The sequence below is a fragment of the Tissierella sp. P1 genome (assembly GCF_002266425.1).
Classification (GTDB): Bacteria; Bacillota; Clostridia; order Tissierellales; family Tissierellaceae; genus Tissierella; species Tissierella carlieri.
Genome location: NZ_NPMN01000017.1, coordinates 86,465 through 101,613 on the forward strand (window position 1 = coordinate 86,465; position 15,149 = coordinate 101,613).

General features: G+C 31.5%; 17 protein-coding genes and 1 other annotated feature. Of the genes, 12 read left to right on the plus strand and 5 right to left on the minus strand.

The genetic code is table 11. The annotated features are described in order from the left end of the window. Positions 1–6: 6 nt before the first annotated feature. The 4 genes from CIW83_RS13095 (at position 7) to CIW83_RS13110 (ending at position 3,404) form a co-directional block, all read left to right on the plus strand. Positions 7–1,248: an ABC transporter substrate-binding protein gene (locus CIW83_RS13095; protein ID WP_094901868.1), complete on the plus strand. Its 1,242-nt coding sequence runs from the start codon at positions 7–9 to the stop codon at positions 1,246–1,248. Positions 1,249–1,251: 3 nt separating this feature from the next. Then, the gene (locus tag CIW83_RS13100) at positions 1,252–1,953 is read left to right on the plus strand and encodes a GTP-binding protein (RefSeq protein ID WP_094901870.1); all 702 of its coding nucleotides are present in this window, start codon (positions 1,252–1,254) and stop codon (positions 1,951–1,953) included. Continuing rightward, positions 1,946–2,947 (plus strand): ATP-binding cassette domain-containing protein, encoded by a 1,002-nt coding sequence (locus CIW83_RS13105; RefSeq protein ID WP_094901872.1) that lies wholly within the window; start codon positions 1,946–1,948, stop codon positions 2,945–2,947. Before CIW83_RS13100 ends, CIW83_RS13105 begins: the two co-directional genes overlap by 8 nt. A 214-nt stretch (positions 2,948–3,161) precedes the next feature. Then, the gene (locus CIW83_RS13110; protein WP_094901874.1) at positions 3,162–3,404 is read left to right on the plus strand and encodes a hypothetical protein; all 243 of its coding nucleotides are present in this window, start codon (positions 3,162–3,164) and stop codon (positions 3,402–3,404) included. Between the two features lie 45 nt (positions 3,405–3,449). Here CIW83_RS13110 and CIW83_RS13115 read toward each other — a convergent pair whose 3' ends face one another. The 3 genes from CIW83_RS13115 to CIW83_RS13125 are packed head-to-tail and all read right to left on the minus strand — an operon-like array spanning position 3,450 to position 4,771. Further along, complete coding sequence (locus CIW83_RS13115) at positions 3,450–3,845, minus strand: polymer-forming cytoskeletal protein (protein WP_094901876.1); 396 nt, start codon at positions 3,843–3,845, stop codon at positions 3,450–3,452. 18 nt (positions 3,846–3,863) lie between these two features. Further along, the gene (locus CIW83_RS13120) at positions 3,864–4,238 is read right to left on the minus strand and encodes a M23 family metallopeptidase (protein ID WP_094901878.1); all 375 of its coding nucleotides are present in this window, start codon (positions 4,236–4,238) and stop codon (positions 3,864–3,866) included. A 17-nt stretch (positions 4,239–4,255) separates the two neighbouring features. After that, a complete protein-coding gene (locus tag CIW83_RS13125) occupies positions 4,256–4,771 on the minus strand; it encodes a hypothetical protein (RefSeq protein WP_094901880.1) in 516 nt (171 codons plus the stop codon). Between the two features lie 237 nt (positions 4,772–5,008). Between CIW83_RS13125 and hcp the strand changes: the two genes are divergently transcribed. Beyond that, on the plus strand, positions 5,009–6,673 hold the full coding sequence (hcp, locus tag CIW83_RS13130; RefSeq protein WP_094901882.1) for a hydroxylamine reductase: 1,665 nt from the start codon (positions 5,009–5,011) through the stop codon (positions 6,671–6,673). A 42-nt stretch (positions 6,674–6,715) separates the two neighbouring features. Here hcp and CIW83_RS13135 read toward each other — a convergent pair whose 3' ends face one another. After that, positions 6,716–6,937, minus strand: coding sequence for a hypothetical protein (locus tag CIW83_RS13135; RefSeq protein WP_235601332.1), 222 nt, complete (start codon positions 6,935–6,937; stop codon positions 6,716–6,718). A 211-nt stretch (positions 6,938–7,148) separates the two neighbouring features. Further along, positions 7,149–7,406, plus strand: a binding site (T-box leader). A gap of 415 nt (positions 7,407–7,821) precedes the next feature. Between CIW83_RS13135 and CIW83_RS13140 the strand changes: the two genes are divergently transcribed. From CIW83_RS13140 to CIW83_RS13155, 4 genes are all read left to right on the plus strand, one after another. Then, positions 7,822–8,337 carry a tryptophan transporter gene (locus CIW83_RS13140; RefSeq protein WP_094901904.1) on the plus strand — a complete coding sequence of 172 codons (516 nt, stop codon included), beginning with the start codon at positions 7,822–7,824 and terminating at the stop codon, positions 8,335–8,337. A gap of 163 nt (positions 8,338–8,500) precedes the next feature. After that, positions 8,501–9,673 carry a cation diffusion facilitator family transporter gene (locus CIW83_RS13145; protein WP_201259872.1) on the plus strand — a complete coding sequence of 391 codons (1,173 nt, stop codon included), beginning with the start codon at positions 8,501–8,503 and terminating at the stop codon, positions 9,671–9,673. Between the two features lie 86 nt (positions 9,674–9,759). Further along, positions 9,760–9,963 (plus strand): hypothetical protein, encoded by a 204-nt coding sequence (locus CIW83_RS13150; RefSeq protein ID WP_094901884.1) that lies wholly within the window; start codon positions 9,760–9,762, stop codon positions 9,961–9,963. A gap of 91 nt (positions 9,964–10,054) precedes the next feature. After that, entirely contained in the window at positions 10,055–11,515 is a 1,461-nt protein-coding gene (locus CIW83_RS13155) for an aminoacyl-histidine dipeptidase (protein ID WP_235601333.1), read from the plus strand. Between the two features lie 37 nt (positions 11,516–11,552). On the opposite strand, the gene CIW83_RS13160 is transcribed toward CIW83_RS13155, so the two are convergent. Continuing rightward, positions 11,553–12,434 (minus strand): LysR family transcriptional regulator, encoded by an 882-nt coding sequence (locus tag CIW83_RS13160; RefSeq protein WP_094901886.1) that lies wholly within the window; start codon positions 12,432–12,434, stop codon positions 11,553–11,555. 114 nt (positions 12,435–12,548) lie between these two features. Here CIW83_RS13160 and CIW83_RS13165 point away from each other — a divergent pair, with 114 nt between their 5' ends. The 3 genes from CIW83_RS13165 to CIW83_RS13175 all read left to right on the plus strand — a co-directional run. Then, positions 12,549–13,892 carry an MATE family efflux transporter gene (locus tag CIW83_RS13165; protein ID WP_094901888.1) on the plus strand — a complete coding sequence of 448 codons (1,344 nt, stop codon included), beginning with the start codon at positions 12,549–12,551 and terminating at the stop codon, positions 13,890–13,892. Between the two features lie 53 nt (positions 13,893–13,945). Beyond that, positions 13,946–14,176, plus strand: coding sequence for a DUF896 domain-containing protein (locus CIW83_RS13170; RefSeq protein ID WP_094901890.1), 231 nt, complete (start codon positions 13,946–13,948; stop codon positions 14,174–14,176). 177 nt (positions 14,177–14,353) lie between these two features. Continuing rightward, positions 14,354–15,149, plus strand: a 796-nt coding sequence (locus CIW83_RS13175) for a transporter substrate-binding domain-containing protein (RefSeq protein ID WP_143598562.1), incomplete at its 3' end; no start/stop codon positions are given.

Sequence of the window (15,149 nt, forward strand, 5' to 3'; positions counted from 1 at the left end):
AATAAGATGAATAAATATTTTGATATAAAAGATAAAGTGTATGACATAACAGAAAAATATCCAGAGACTATAGATATATTTGCAGCCAACGGTTTTGAGCAACTGCGCAATGAGAAAATGAGAAAGATAATGGGTAAGACTATTTCTTTAGAAATGGCTTGCATGACCAAAAAAGTCAATGTGGAATTGTTTACTCAAAAGCTAACAGATGTTATAGAGAGCAATAGAACGTCTGTAGATTCAGCTTTAGCTGCACCAAAGCAAAATAATGGGGGAGATATAAAAATAGAAGGGGTTCTCCCTTGTCCTGTAAGAGTCCCATTATTGGAAGGTTTTAATGCTTGGATGGATGAAAATAAAGATAAATTTGATTTTAAAATTGATTATGAATTAAAATCAGCAAATTTGGGAGTGGATTGGATAAAGGAAAGGATAGAATCGGATAATGAAGATTCCCTGTCAGATTTATTTATGTCTGCTGGATTTGACCTATTCTTTGATAAGGAATTAATGGGAAAGTTTAAAGCTAGGAATGTATTTGAAGATATTACAGGTTTGGATAGGTTAAATAAGGATTTTGATAATGAAGAAATAGATCTAAAAGACCCACAGAGACAATATTCAGTAATAGCAGTAGTCCCTGCTGTATTTATGGTAAATACTGAAGAATTAGGAGATAGAAAGATGCCTAAGTCTTGGGCAGATTTGCTAAAACCAGAGTTTGAAAACTCAGTATCATTACCTATGAGAGATTTTGATTTATTTAATGCAATATTATTAAATATATATAAGAATTATGGTGAAGAAGGAATAACCAATCTTGGAAAGACGTTACTTCGAAGTATGCATCCAGCTGAAATGGTAAAATCCCATACCAAAAAAACTAATTCAGGGATACCGACTGTGACAATCATGCCATATTTCTTTACTAAGATGGTGAGAAATGAATCACCTCTCAAGCCTGTCTGGCCAGAGGATGGAGCTATAATTAGCCCAATATTTCTATTGGCGAAGAAGAAAACTAAAGATAAAACCAAACCATTTGTAGACTTTTTCTTCTCTAAGGAAGTAGGAGAGATTCTTTCAACCAATGGAAAATTTCCTTCAACTAATCCAGAGGTGGATAATGAGCTATTTTCTACTCAAAAATTTATGTGGCTTGGTTGGGATTATATAAATAATCATGATATTGGTGAATTAATAAGAAAATGTGAAAAAATATTCCATGATGCATTAAGGGAGGAATAATATATGAATTTAATTGTATTTTCAGGTCCCCCATCATCGGGAAAGACCTCAATAATATTAAAAACAATAGAAGCACTAAAACAAAGGAAAATTTCTGTAGGAGTGGTTAAGTTTGATTGTCTTTATACAGATGATGATGTATTATATGAAAAGGCTGGAATACCAGTGAAAAAAGGGCTTTCAGGAGCCCTTTGTCCTGACCATTTCTTTGCCTCAAATATTGAAGAAGTAGTAAAATGGGGAAAACAAATGGGATTAGATATGTTAATTACTGAATCAGCTGGACTTTGTAATAGATGCTCCCCATATATTAGAAATATAAAAGGTGTTTGTGTTATAGATAATCTTTCTGGAATAAATACACCAAAGAAGATTGGACCAATGTTAAAATCTGCAGATATAGTGGTTATTACTAAGGGCGATATAGTGTCTCAGGCAGAAAGGGAGGTTTTCGCATCAAAGGTAAGTTCAGTAAATCCAAGGGCTATTACTATGCATATTAATGGGCTCACAGGTCAAGGAGCCTTTGAACTAAGTACTTTATTGTTTGACGAAGAACAAAAAATAGATTCTGTACAGGGAATGGAACTAAGATTCCCAATGCCATCAGCTATGTGTTCCTACTGTTTAGGAGAAACAAGAATAGGAGAGGCATATCAAATGGGAAATGTAAGAAAGATGGAACTAGGTGATGATTATGAATAAATTAAATATAGGACAGCTAGAAGAAAAATACCCCTTTATAATTAGCTATTTTGAAGAAAATAAATTAGACACAAGTAATTATAAAGATAAAACATTCAGAGAATACCTAGACAGCTTTAGTCAAGAGGACATAGAAAACTGGGCTATAAATAAGGAAAAATTAGAATCTGATCTAGAAGCATTTATAGAGCAAATGAAAGAATTCTTAGGAATAAAAGAGGATACAAAGGTGAAATCCTTGACCATATTATCTGGTCATAATAAATCAGGAGATAAAGAGGGATTTAAAGAATTAACTATAAATAAATCGGAAATAGTTTCCATAGTAGGTCCTACGGGTTCAGGAAAGTCAAGGTTATTAGCTGATATAGAGTGGACTGCCCAAAGGGATACCCCTACAGGCAGAGGAATATTAATAAATGGAGCGATGCCTGATAAGAAATGGAGATTTTCTTCTAATAACAAATTAGTAGCTCAGCTTTCGCAAAATATGAACTTTGTAATGGATCTTACAGTTAAGGAGTTCTTAGAGCTCCATGCACAGAGCAGATTAATTCAAGATGTAGAAGAGACAATAAGGAAAATAATCAGTGCGGCCAATAATCTTGCAGGTGAGAAATTTGATTTAGAGACTCCAGTGACATCTTTAAGTGGTGGACAATCGAGGGCTTTAATGATTGCAGATACAGCAATACTTAGCTCTTCGCCAATAGTTCTGATTGACGAGATAGAAAATGCAGGAATAGATAGAAAAAAGGCTTTAGAGTTGCTAGTATCTGAGGATAAAATAGTTCTTATGGCTACACATGATCCAATATTAGCTCTTATGGCTGATAGAAGAATCGTAATTAAAAATGGTGGTATAGATAAGATAATTGAAACTAGCAATGAAGAAAAAGAATTATTATTAGAGCTTAGGAAAATGGATAATATCATTCAAGGAATGAGAAATAGACTTAGAATTGGAGAAAGTTTAAAACCAGTGAATAGCTAAAAGTGAATAGTGAAAAGTTTTAAGTAAAGTTTTTGGGTCTTTTGTTCTTTTTAACTATTCACTAGATAGATAAACCCTAAAGGACTACTAAACAGTACCCTGCGGGGCAAATATTATTAGCTAAGCGATGTACACAAAATTGAAAACCACAATTTTGGTACCCTGCTTATATTAGTTATTAGTTATTCACTAGATATTAGGGAGGAATATAAAAATGCACGATGGATGTACAGGTACTTTTGAAAATGGAAAGATGGTAGTAGATAAAATAAGAATGATGGGATTTAACACTCGTCTAATGCCGCCAGGAGTTATTATAAAATGTATAGAATGTGGAAATGAATTTGAAATGACTCATCTAGAAACAAAATGCCCTCACTGTAGTATGGTATATGGAGTAACACCTTGTTCAGTAGCATATCCAGAAAGAATTATGGCAGCAGGAAAAAATTATTAAAAAATGCCCTTAAAGTATACTTTAAGGGCATTTTTAATTAAGTTATTACTTACTATTTTCAGCTTTGCTTTTTGAATGTAATTCCGTAACATTATTACTTAGCATCTTACAATTGCCATCAAATTTAGCATTTTCATGAACTACAAAACTAGAGACTTGAATATCTCCTATTAATGTTCCCGTAGGAAGAATGACAAGCTTTGTTTTTGAGTCAACATTTCCATGTATAGTTCCTGCTAAGGATATATCATTGGCCTTTATGTTTCCATAGACCTTTCCAGTTTCACCTACAACAATATTTCCCTCATAGTTTATATCACCTTCAATAAAACCATCAACTCGAAGATTTCCCTTACCTTCTATTTTTCCAGTAATTTTAATATTTTCACCTATCAAAGAATCTAAATCTTCAACAATAACATCTTCCTTTTTTTTAAACATCTTTATCCCCCTCAGATTCTAATCTTTTAGTACATCAAATGGATTTATAGGATTATCATTTTTGTGGATTTCGAAATGCAAATGGTTTCCAGTAGATCTTCCTGTTTTACCCATTTCAGCAATCAATTGACTTTTGTCCACCTTATCGCCGACAGAAACTAATAAATCATTATTATGAGCATATAAGGTTTTATATCCGTAGCCATGATCAATAATTATAGTTTTTCCATATCCGCCCTTTCGCCCTGAGAAGATTACAGTACCTTTTGCAGAAGCTATAATATCTGTTCCTTTTGAGTTTGCAATATCAATACCTTGATGAAATTGAATCCCCCTGCCGAAGGGATTTTTCCTATTACCAAATTTTGAAGTAAGTCTTCCTGATGTAGGCATTAAATCAGGAACAGATTCTAGATAAGCAAATCTACCTCTAGGTCCTCTATAAAAACCTCTAGTTCCAACTTCTTATCCTCTAAGACTTCTGCTAATATATCCATTTCCATCTCAGGATCTAAATCCTTAAGAGATATATCTGGGGCTGCCTCTCCACCTTTAGAGGGGCTGCTGACACCAGCCATTTTTTCTAAAGCCCTTTGCAATTCATCAATTTCCATGAGCTTATTTTCAACCTGTATTGTCTTATCTTGTAATTGTTTATTTTGTGATTTAAGATCAGCCAATTCCATATCCTTTTTTCTGTTTTCTTCTTCTAAATCATTAATAATAGAGGATTTATTATTAGCTTCCTTTTTTAAACTTAGTTGATATGTAGTGTTTCTACTAATATAGAGCAATAAGACTATAATGGAAGCAGAGAATAGAGATAATAGGGCTTTAGGCATCCACCTAGGTATTACCAATTTCCTAACCTTTTCTGTATGAGGTACTATCATTATACAAATCTTTGAGTTATCTTTACTATTCATATCTTTCTCCTTTGTCTATAAATATTAAATAGGTAAAGTACATACTTAAATATTTACTTGACATTAATTGTACCATATTTGGATAAAAATGGAAATTGTAAATAAACTTAAGATTTTTTTCATTCCGTAACATAGGTTACCGAATAAGTTTTAAAACAGATATATAATATCAGATATAAGGTAAGAACAATAAAGTGTAACAAGCACTAATAATATAAAATAGGGGGAAAGAAAAGAATGAGTATGTTTTGTTATCAATGTCAAGAAGCTGCAGGAGGAAAAGGATGTACGAAGGTAGGAATGTGTGGAAAGACAGCTGATTTAGCAGCATTACAAGATTTGATGATCTATGCAGTAAAAGGTATTTCAGTGTTAGGTGTAAAGGCAGACGAAGCAGAAATTCAAATTCCAGAATTAGATAGGTTCTTAATAGACAGTTTATTTATGACTATTACAAATGCTAACTTTGATAAAGAAAGATTCTTTAAGAAGATTAAAGAGGCATTAAAATTAAGAGATGTATTAAAGGTTACTTTGACTGAAAAAGGCATAGAATTAGGCGACTTAGCAGATGCAGCAACATTTACAGTTAATTCAGATGATGAAATAGTATTTAAGTCAACTAGTCAAGAAGTAGGTGTACTTGCTACAGAAAATGAAGATGTAAGATCATTGAGAGAATTAATTATCTATGGAGTTAAGGGAATGGCAGCATATGCTGAACATGCAAGTAATTTAGGATATGAAGATTCAGAGATATCTAAATTCATTAGAAAGGCAATGGCTGCAACATTAGATAATAGTTTAACAGCAGATGATTTAGTAGCATTAACAATGGAAACAGGTAAATATGGTGTAGATGTAATGGCATTACTTGATAAGGCTAATACTTCTACCTATGGAAATCCAGAAATAACAGAAGTAAATATAGGTGTTAGAAATAATCCAGCAATATTAGTATCAGGTCACGATTTAAAAGATTTTGAAGAATTATTGGAACAAACTAAAGGCTCTGGAGTAGATATCTATACTCATGGTGAAATGCTGCCAGCTAATTATTATCCAGAATTTAAGAAATATGATCACTTTGTAGGGAACTACGGAAATGCTTGGTGGAAACAAAAAGAAGAATTTGAAAAATTCAATGGAGTTATATTATTTACAACAAACTGTATAGTACCGCCAGCTGCATCTTATGCTGATAGAGTATATACAACAGGTGCGTCAGGTTATCCAGGATTTAAACATATAGCAGACAGAGTAGACGGAAAACCTAAAGATTTCTCAGAATTAATCGAGCATGCAAAGAGATTGCCAGCTCCAACAGAAATAGAAACAGGTAAAATCGTAGGTGGATTTGCTCATGCACAAGTATTTGCATTAGCAGATAAAGTTGTAGATGCAGTTAAATCAGGAGCTATAAAGAAATTCTTTGTAATGGCAGGTTGTGATGGAAGACAAGGAAGTAGAAATTACTACACTGATTTTGCAGCAGCACTTCCGAAAGATACAGTAATTCTTACAGCTGGTTGTGCAAAATATAAATATAATAAGCTAAATCTAGGAGATATAGGTGGAATTCCAAGAGTATTAGATGCAGGACAATGTAATGACTCCTACTCTTTAGCAGTTATAGCTCTTAAACTAAAAGAAATATTTGAATTAAATGACATAAATGAATTGCCAATAGCATATAATATAGCTTGGTATGAACAAAAGGCAGTAATAGTATTACTTGCACTATTACACTTAGGTGTAAAAAATATTCACTTAGGACCAACATTACCAGCATTCCTTTCACCAAATGTAGCTAAAGTATTAGTAGATACTTTTGGAATAGGAACAATATCAAATGTAGAAGATGATATAGCTATGTTCATGGGAGCATCCATGGAAGCGTAATATAAATAACTCCTCAACCATAATAGTTGAGGAGTTAAATTTTTAAGTATTTTGCCATGTCCCATTATCAGTACATATTACCTCTGACCCGTCTTCCATTTTTATTACCGAGCCAACTGCATGCCTCGTACCTGCATATATGCAGAATGCATCCTTCGCAGCATTTCCAACAGGTGATTTAGAAACAGGTTCGACATTATTTGGGGCAGAAATTATATTTATGCTAATATCGTCTTCTTTTCTATTATCCATCTTATCCGTCATAGTATCATTCCTTTCGTATAACTGATTTTATTTCTACTTTTAAGTCAATAGTATTATTCTAATCCAAATTTGAATAAATATTCTATATATAATTCTCAGTCTCTGGTCCATCAAATATAGCTAAAGGATTAGCAAATATTTTTGAAATTAGGATTTATAAAAAATTCCATTGACTTCATTATGATGCTATGGTAGAATGATAAAAATTAAGTTAAATCTAATGCGTAGAAGTAGTAGTTAAATCAATATGGTTTTAGAGAGTTGGCGTAGGTGAAAGTCCAATACCAGAGGTTTAATGAATGGATCTACAAGGAGTTTGGTGAAATGATTTTTATCAGAGTAGCTAATACCGGGGGTTTCCCGTTATAGAAACAGGATATATAGCAATGCTACGTATCTGTTGAGCGAGATTATTTAATGATAATCTAATTAAGGTGGTACCGCGAAATACTAGTCTTTCGTCCTTTCATGGATGAAGGACTTTTTTTATGACCTAACTTAGCGAACGATAGTGAGCTTTAGTAGGTCAAACGCAACGAGAACCAAATTCATATGAGCGTAGCGAGTAAATGAATTTGTGTTTCGAGACTGCGTCAGATTGCCTAATCCAATGAACGAAGTGAATAGCAGGTAGGTCAAACGCACCACTCGCTTCGCTAATTTCTACGCTCACTCGCGTTCGCTTCGCTGTCCGTTTTGTCTACAATTCATTACGCTTATTGGACAAAAAAGCAACGAGCATCAAATCTATACGAGCGTAGCGAGTAAATAAATTTGTGTTTCTAGACTGCGTATTATAATATAAAGGTGGTGAAATAGAATGTTGTGAACAGAATTAAGTGATTGGAAGAATAAAAATAAAACTAAAAAAGGAGAAGGATATTATGAAATTAAAAAACAATATTTTTACAACATTGCTATTAGCCATAGGTCTTATTATGCATCAAATTACACCAGGGATACTAGGAGGTATGAAATTTGACTTCTTATTGATATTTATGTTTGTATCCCTTCTATTAAACCCTAAATTTGAAAATGCCATGTTAACAGGAATATTAGGTGGTTTACTTTCAGCTATGACAACATCTTTTCCAGGAGGACAGATACCTAATATATTGGATAAGTTAATAACCTGCCTAGTATTATTTGTTTTAATAAAATATCTTAGTAAGTTTAGTATTAATTCTTTAGTAGTAGGGTTATTAGGAGGAATTGGAACCTTTATTAGTGGTATGGTATTCTTAACTTCAGCTGCTTTTATTTCTGGCTTGCCAGCACCTATGAGTGCATTGATAATAGGGATAGTTATCCCTACAACTTTAGTAAATGCAATAGGTACAGTTTTTATATATAGATTGGTCAAAATGGCAATAAAGAGATCAGGAATCCTTATTAGCTGAGATATAAAAGAAACTGACTTTTACTCTGAAAATAGAGTTGGAGTCAGTTTCTTTTATTTAATATAGATATACTTTTAGAGGTTTAATTATATATTTGGGTATAATTAAAAGATATAGTGTAATTATCAAATATATTATTATAAATCTCAAAGGAGGAAGCATATTGACAGAATATTTTTTAAACCTTGCTACGAAAGGAAATCATAATTATCTAGATAAAAGCGTAAGAGAGAGAATAGGGTATATTGCTGGTTTCGTAGGACTGTTTGTAAATTTACTGTTATCTATATTAAAGCTTATTACGGGACTAATAATGTCTTCAATTGCTGTTACTGCTGATGCTTTTAATAATTTATCTGATACTGCTTCTTCTATTATGACCGTAATAGGATTTAAACTTTCAAATGCGCCACCAGATAAAGAACATCCTTATGGTCATGGAAGGATAGAGTATCTAACAGCATTGATAATAGCATTTATGGTTATGGTAGTAGGATTTCAATTTGTTAAATCATCAGTTGATAGGATAATTAGCCCAAAGGCTATAGAATTTCAGATAATCCCTTTTATATTATTAGTAATATCTATATCTCTCAAAATATGGCTAAGCTTTTTCAATAGAAAACTTGGAAATAAGATTTCATCAGCAGCTTTAAGGGCAACAGCTACAGATGCTCTAGGTGATGTGATTATTACTTCTGTAGTAGCCTTTTCTTTACTTTTATCACTAATTACAGAATATCCTATTGATGGGTATGTAGGAATTTTAGTATCTATATTTATTCTATACTCAGGATTTTCACTAGTAAAAGAAACCCTTAGCCAATTAATTGGCGAGGCTCCTCATGAGGATTTAATAAGAGAATTAACCGAAGGAGTTCTTTCCTATGATTATATATTAGGTGTACATGATTTAATAGTTCATAACTATGGGCCAGGTAAGGTAATGGCTACAATAGATGCAGAGATACCATCGGATATAGATGTAGTTACAATTCACAATATAATTGATCAGGCAGAAAGGGAATTAAGTGAAAAGTTTAATCTACACTTAGTAATTCATATGGATCCTATAGGCTTTCAATCAAAAGAGTCTGTTGACATTATGAATAAAATAAAAAATAGAATAAAAAAAGACTCATTTATTAAATCTATGCATGACTTCAATATCATAGAAGATAATGGAAGTAAGATTGTGGTTTTTCACGTAGTGGTAGATGGAAATAAGAGTGATAAACAGTTTTCAGAAGAAGAATTTAAAATAGAACTGGCAGAGCTAATAAAAGAGATAAATCCAAATTTAGATAGCGATATTATCATCGATATGGAGTATTAAATTAATATATTTGTTATAAAGAAGAACTAGATATAGTAAAATTTCATATAATGAATATATTAGATAAAAATAGGGGGATAAAGAAGATGAAATTTTTATTTTTTCCTTTTATTGCATTAGGAAAATTGGTTGAAGGCATAATGAAAGTGACTGGAAGACTAGTAGCTATTATGTTAGGATTTGCTTTTCTGATATTAGGTATTGTTTTGAGTTTAACATTTATTGGTGCTATTCTAGGTATTCCATTAGCTGTTTTAGGATTTACAATGATAATAAGAGGACTTTTTTAAGGATGGGAAGTAGGATCAACCATCCTTTTTTATATTGTATAAGAATCATTAAATATTGGAAATATATTTAAAAGGATTAGGAGATGAGAATATGGAGAAACCTATGAATAAATTAGAAAATTTAGAGCCAAAGAGAGTGTTTTATTATTTTGAGCAATTATCTCAAATTCCAAGATGCTCTTATAATGAAGAGAATGTTAGCAACTATATAAGAGAGATTGGCAAGAAGCTGGGTCTTGAGACGATTCAAGATAATGTACTTAACGTCATCATTAGAAAACCTGCTACACTAGGATATGAGGATTCAGAAGGAGTTATAATACAAGGACATATGGATATGGTATGTGAAAAAGAAGATACTAGCAGCCATGATTTTAATAAAGATCCTATTAAATTAGAAATTGATGGAGACTATATTCATGCAGATAAAACTACTTTGGGAGCAGATAATGGAATAGCTGTAGCGATGGGGTTAGCAATCCTTGAAGATACTACTTTGGAGCATCCTAGTATAGAGTTGTTAGTAACCACGTCTGAAGAGACTGAGATGGATGGAGCTCTTGGATTATCTGAGGGTGTCTTAAAAGGAACTAGGCTATTGAATATAGACTCAGAAGAAGAAGGGGTACTTGTAACAGGGTCTGCTGGAGGAGAATTAATTGAAGTAAAAATTCCAATAGAATATAAAGAAGTTTCTGATTCCTATGAAATTAGGATAGAGGTCAGAGGTTTGATGGGAGGACATTCTGGTATGGAAATTCATAAACCTAGAGGTAATTCTAATAAGATATTAAATTCTATATTAAGGGAAATAAAAGAAACTATAGACATAAAATTGATATCTATTACAGGTGGAACTAAAGATAATGCTATTCCAAGACAGAGTAGGGCTAAGATTGGAGTGAATTCTGAAGATTTATCTAAATTTAATGATAAGATTGAAGAAATCAGAAAGACAATTATAGATGAAAATAAGCTAGAAGAGCCAGATATTAGCATAGGAATTACAAGAGGTAATTTGGTTTCAAAGGTTTTAAGTTCAAAGGTTCTTAGTTCTTTAATTTTGCTTATTGATTCTATTCCAACAGGAGTATTTACGAGACTTCCCCAAGATAAGGAGATAGTAGAAAGCTCTAGCAATTTAGCTATAATCAAAACAGAAGAAGAGCAAATCATAATTCAAGTATCAACTAGGAGCTCAGCAGAAAGTGTGTTATTAAAACTACGTCAAAATATCCTAGAAGAAATAGATAAAACTAATGCCTCTTACAGCATTAGTGGTAATTATCCAGAATGGGAGTATAATCCTGAATCAAAATTAAGAGATACAGCATTAGCACTATACAAAGAAGTATTTGGAAAAGAAATGGAATCAACAGTAATTCATGCAGGATTGGAATGTGGTGTATTTGCAAAAAAATATCCCAACTTAGACATCATTTCATTTGGGCCAAACATGTATGATGTCCACACACCTAAGGAGAGACTTAGTATTTCGTCTACAAAAAGAACCTATGAATATTTAAAGGAACTATTGAAGAGATTGAATTAGAATTAAAATTAAAAGAAAATTAATAGACCCTTATCTCTTAAATAGAGAGAGGGTCTATTGTAATCTCTCTTAAAAAATTAGTTGCAACAGAAGATAAACTACTATTTTCAAGTGTTATTATTGCAACTTGAGTAAATAAAGATTCATTATCTATAACTTTGAACTTCAAATTATTTGCAAGTACAAGATTCTTAGATGATATTGGAACAATAGCAACTCCTAGGCCAGCATTTGCCCATAGCAAGGAAGTCCTAGAATCATCATTTATACAGAAAATATATGGACTTATTTCAACTTTTTGAAATGCAGAAATTATTATACTTTCAAATCTACGATAGATTATGAGAGGTTTTTTATTAAGATGTTCTATTGAAATATTAAACCCTAGTTTGTCTAAATCATCGTCATTTTTATATGCTGCTATCATAGGCTCAACTTTCAAATAAGTAATATTGAGTCCTGTTTTATCGAAGGGTGTCCTTACAATTCCAATCTCAATAACTCTTGAAAATAACATTTTAATAATTTCAGGGGTTATGCCCTCATATAATTCATATTTTATATTATTATATTTTTGATGAAATTTAAGAAAATTATTTTCTAGTAAGTCGGCATCTATGGCTGATATAGTTCCAATTTTTAAGGTCCCTTTAAATCCAGATCTACTATCTTCTAATTCTCTTCTAATAGAATGTTTTAGCTCAAGAATATTATTTGCTTTAGTATAAAGAATTTCACCTGCATCTGTAAGAGTTATTTTTCTCGGACCCCTATAAAATAGTTTCATATCTAAATCATCTTCAAGATTTTTTATATGATTACTGAGTGCAGGTTGTGCGATATGTAACTTTCTTGCAGCAGCAGTTATATTTCCCTCATTTACAACTGTAACAAAATACAAAAGTTGTTTTAAATCCATAATCAACTCTCCTATATAAAAAAGTATATATATTCTATAATATTTTACTATTTTAATTATATCTCTATTCATGTTACACTACAATAGTACAGGTAGAGAAAGGATTGAAAATAAATGATAACAGATATGACAAAGGGGAATCCAACTAAAACGTTAATAGCTTTTACCTTCCCCATGTTAATTGGAAACTTGTTTCAGCAATTATATAATATAGTAGATTCAGTAGTAGTTGGAAATTTTGTAGGAAAGAATGCATTAGCAGCAGTGGGTTCATCCTTTATGCTTATGAACTTTTTTTCATTTGTAATAATTGGACTGTGTATGGGTGCTTCAGTAGTATATTCCTATTATTTTGGAGAAAAAAATTATTCTAATCTTAGAAAAACCATATATATATCATTTTTATCTATAGGAATTTTTACATTAGTATTATCAATTGTTTTAGTATTTAACACTAATGGAATGTTAAAGCTCATAAATACACCTGAAGATATATTTGCAGATTCTCAAGTATATTTGCAGGTTATTTTTGGAGGATTAATATTTGTTTATCTTTATAATGCTTGTTCAGCTCTTCTTAGATCTATTGGAGATTCAAGAACACCTTTATACTTTCTAATATTGGCAGCTATAATAAATATAGTATTAGATTTAGTCTTTGTTATAGTTTTTAATATGGGGGTATTTGGAGTAGCTCTTGCTACAATAATTGCTCAGGCTGTTTCTTCAATTTTATGTTTAATATATGCCTTTGCCAAAGTACCATTTATTAGACTAAAACGGGAGGACTTAGTATTCGATAGAGAGATAGCAAAGAAAGTAGGTAAATTTAGTTTTCTTACATCAATTCAACAATCCATTATGACTTTCGGAATGGTATGTGTTCAAGGTATTGTAAATACTTTTGGATCAGATACTATTGCAGCATTTACTGCAGCTGGTAAGGTAGATTCTATAGCATATTTACCTGTTCAGGACTTTGGGAATGCCTTTGGAACCTATGTAGCTCAGAATAAAGGGGCTAAAGAGAATGACAGGATAATTCAAGGATTAAAGTCTGCTGTAAAGACTATAATAATATTCTGTCTAATAATGTCTACATTGATTTATATAAATTCAGGGAATCTAATGAAGATATTTGTAAATGCAAATGAAACTAATGTGATAAAATTAGGTGTACAATATTTATCTATAATCTCAATATTTTATGTATTAATAGGATTTTTGTTTATGTTTTATGGATTTTTCAGGGGCATTGGTGCATTAAATGTATCACTAATTCTTACAATAATTTCATTAGGTACTAGAGTTCTTATGGCATATGTACTTTCAGGTATTCCGTCTATAGCACAAAAAGGAATATGGTGGTCTGTTCCAATAGGATGGGCACTTGCTGACAGTATCGGATTTATTATATATAAGTGGATGAAGAAGAAAGATTTACTTGTTGAAGAATGATTAAACACATGATAAAATCTAATAAGTAATTCATAAAGAATTGGAGAGATTAGATGAAGGATTTAATAAAGAGAATAAACGAACTTGCGCATAAATCCAAGACTATTGGATTAACAGAATCAGAAAAGGAAGAACAACAAAGGCTACGTCAAGAATACCTGGCTATATTTAGGGGAAATATGAAAAATACCCTCATGCATGTAAAGGTATTAGACGAAGAAGGAAATGACGTTACTCCAGAAAAATTAAAAGAAGATCAGAGAAAAACAAAATATATAAACTAATTAACTTCCCTTAATCATTTTAGGATTGAGGGAAGTTTTGTTTTGAATAATTTTATGTCCCCAAAATAGCTTCAGTATGATATTATAAAAATAATATTAAGAATATTCTATGAGATTATTTTTATTTTATATGTAGATAATATAGGGAAAACGGCAACTTACAAAAGGAGAATTCAAATGGATAAATTGAGGATTTGTGCTAGTATAAAACATCCGCCTTTTGAATTTATTAATGAAAAAGGTGCTATAGAAGGATTTAATATTGATATAACTAAAAGTATTGCTAAAGAGATGGGATTTGATGTGAATATAGAGCTATTAGAGTGGGATGATGCAATAAAAAAAATGGAACGTAGAGAATGCGATGCGATTCAGGGCATGTCTATAAGTAGAGAACGAATAGAAAAATATGTTTTTGCATCAGAATATATAACTGTATTTCATTCAGCGATTGCATTGATTGATAGAAATGACTTAAATGATTTAACAGACTTAAACGATTATAAAGTTGCTGTGCAAGAAAATGACGGATATGAGTTAATAAAAAAAATTCGCTCCCGTGGTAATAATAAATCAATGTTGATATCAACAAACCATGAGAATAATTTAAGACTGCTGCTGTCAAAAGAAGTAGATATAGTTATTGGGAATAAGCTTACATTACTTTATTATATGGATAAGCTAGGAATTAAAGGTGGTTTTAAGCTATTAGGAAAGCCAATAAATATAACTAGATATGGTATTGCATTTAATAAAGGTAACTCAAATACTGCTTTTAAATTTAAAATTGGTATGGATAGAATAAAAGCAAATGGAGTTTATGAGAGTATATACGATAAATGGTTTGGTCAAAATATTGTTTATTATGGTAAGCAAATTATCGAAAATGTGGACACGGGAGTAATCTATATTGATAAATTAGGTAGAATTAGTGCTGTTAATAATTTTGCAGAAAAATTACTGCATATTGATT

What these genes read in the sequence shown, in the direction of transcription:
- CIW83_RS13160 (WP_094901886.1), bottom strand. Translation starts at nt 12,434, where the DNA reads ATGGATTTAAAACAACTTTTGTATTTTGTTACAGTTGTAAATGAGGGA.
- CIW83_RS13155 (WP_235601333.1), top strand. Translation starts at nt 10,055, where the DNA reads ATGGAGAAACCTATGAATAAATTAGAAAATTTAGAGCCAAAGAGAGTG.
- CIW83_RS13120 (WP_094901878.1), bottom strand. Translation starts at nt 4,238, where the DNA reads ATGCCTACATCAGGAAGACTTACTTCAAAATTTGGTAATAGGAAAAAT.
- CIW83_RS13135 (WP_235601332.1), bottom strand. Translation starts at nt 6,937, where the DNA reads ATGACGGATAAGATGGATAATAGAAAAGAAGACGATATTAGCATAAAT.
- CIW83_RS13100 (WP_094901870.1), top strand. Translation starts at nt 1,252, where the DNA reads ATGAATTTAATTGTATTTTCAGGTCCCCCATCATCGGGAAAGACCTCA.
- CIW83_RS13115 (WP_094901876.1), bottom strand. Translation starts at nt 3,845, where the DNA reads ATGTTTAAAAAAAAGGAAGATGTTATTGTTGAAGATTTAGATTCTTTG.
- CIW83_RS13125 (WP_094901880.1), bottom strand. Translation starts at nt 4,771, where the DNA reads ATGAATAGTAAAGATAACTCAAAGATTTGTATAATGATAGTACCTCAT.
- CIW83_RS13140 (WP_094901904.1), top strand. Translation starts at nt 7,822, where the DNA reads ATGAAATTAAAAAACAATATTTTTACAACATTGCTATTAGCCATAGGT.
- CIW83_RS13165 (WP_094901888.1), top strand. Translation starts at nt 12,549, where the DNA reads ATGATAACAGATATGACAAAGGGGAATCCAACTAAAACGTTAATAGCT.
- hcp (WP_094901882.1), top strand. Translation starts at nt 5,009, where the DNA reads ATGAGTATGTTTTGTTATCAATGTCAAGAAGCTGCAGGAGGAAAAGGA.
- CIW83_RS13150 (WP_094901884.1), top strand. Translation starts at nt 9,760, where the DNA reads ATGAAATTTTTATTTTTTCCTTTTATTGCATTAGGAAAATTGGTTGAA.
- CIW83_RS13170 (WP_094901890.1), top strand. Translation starts at nt 13,946, where the DNA reads ATGAAGGATTTAATAAAGAGAATAAACGAACTTGCGCATAAATCCAAG.
- CIW83_RS13095 (WP_094901868.1), top strand. Translation starts at nt 7, where the DNA reads ATGAATAAATATTTTGATATAAAAGATAAAGTGTATGACATAACAGAA.
- CIW83_RS13110 (WP_094901874.1), top strand. Translation starts at nt 3,162, where the DNA reads ATGCACGATGGATGTACAGGTACTTTTGAAAATGGAAAGATGGTAGTA.
- CIW83_RS13105 (WP_094901872.1), top strand. Translation starts at nt 1,946, where the DNA reads ATGAATAAATTAAATATAGGACAGCTAGAAGAAAAATACCCCTTTATA.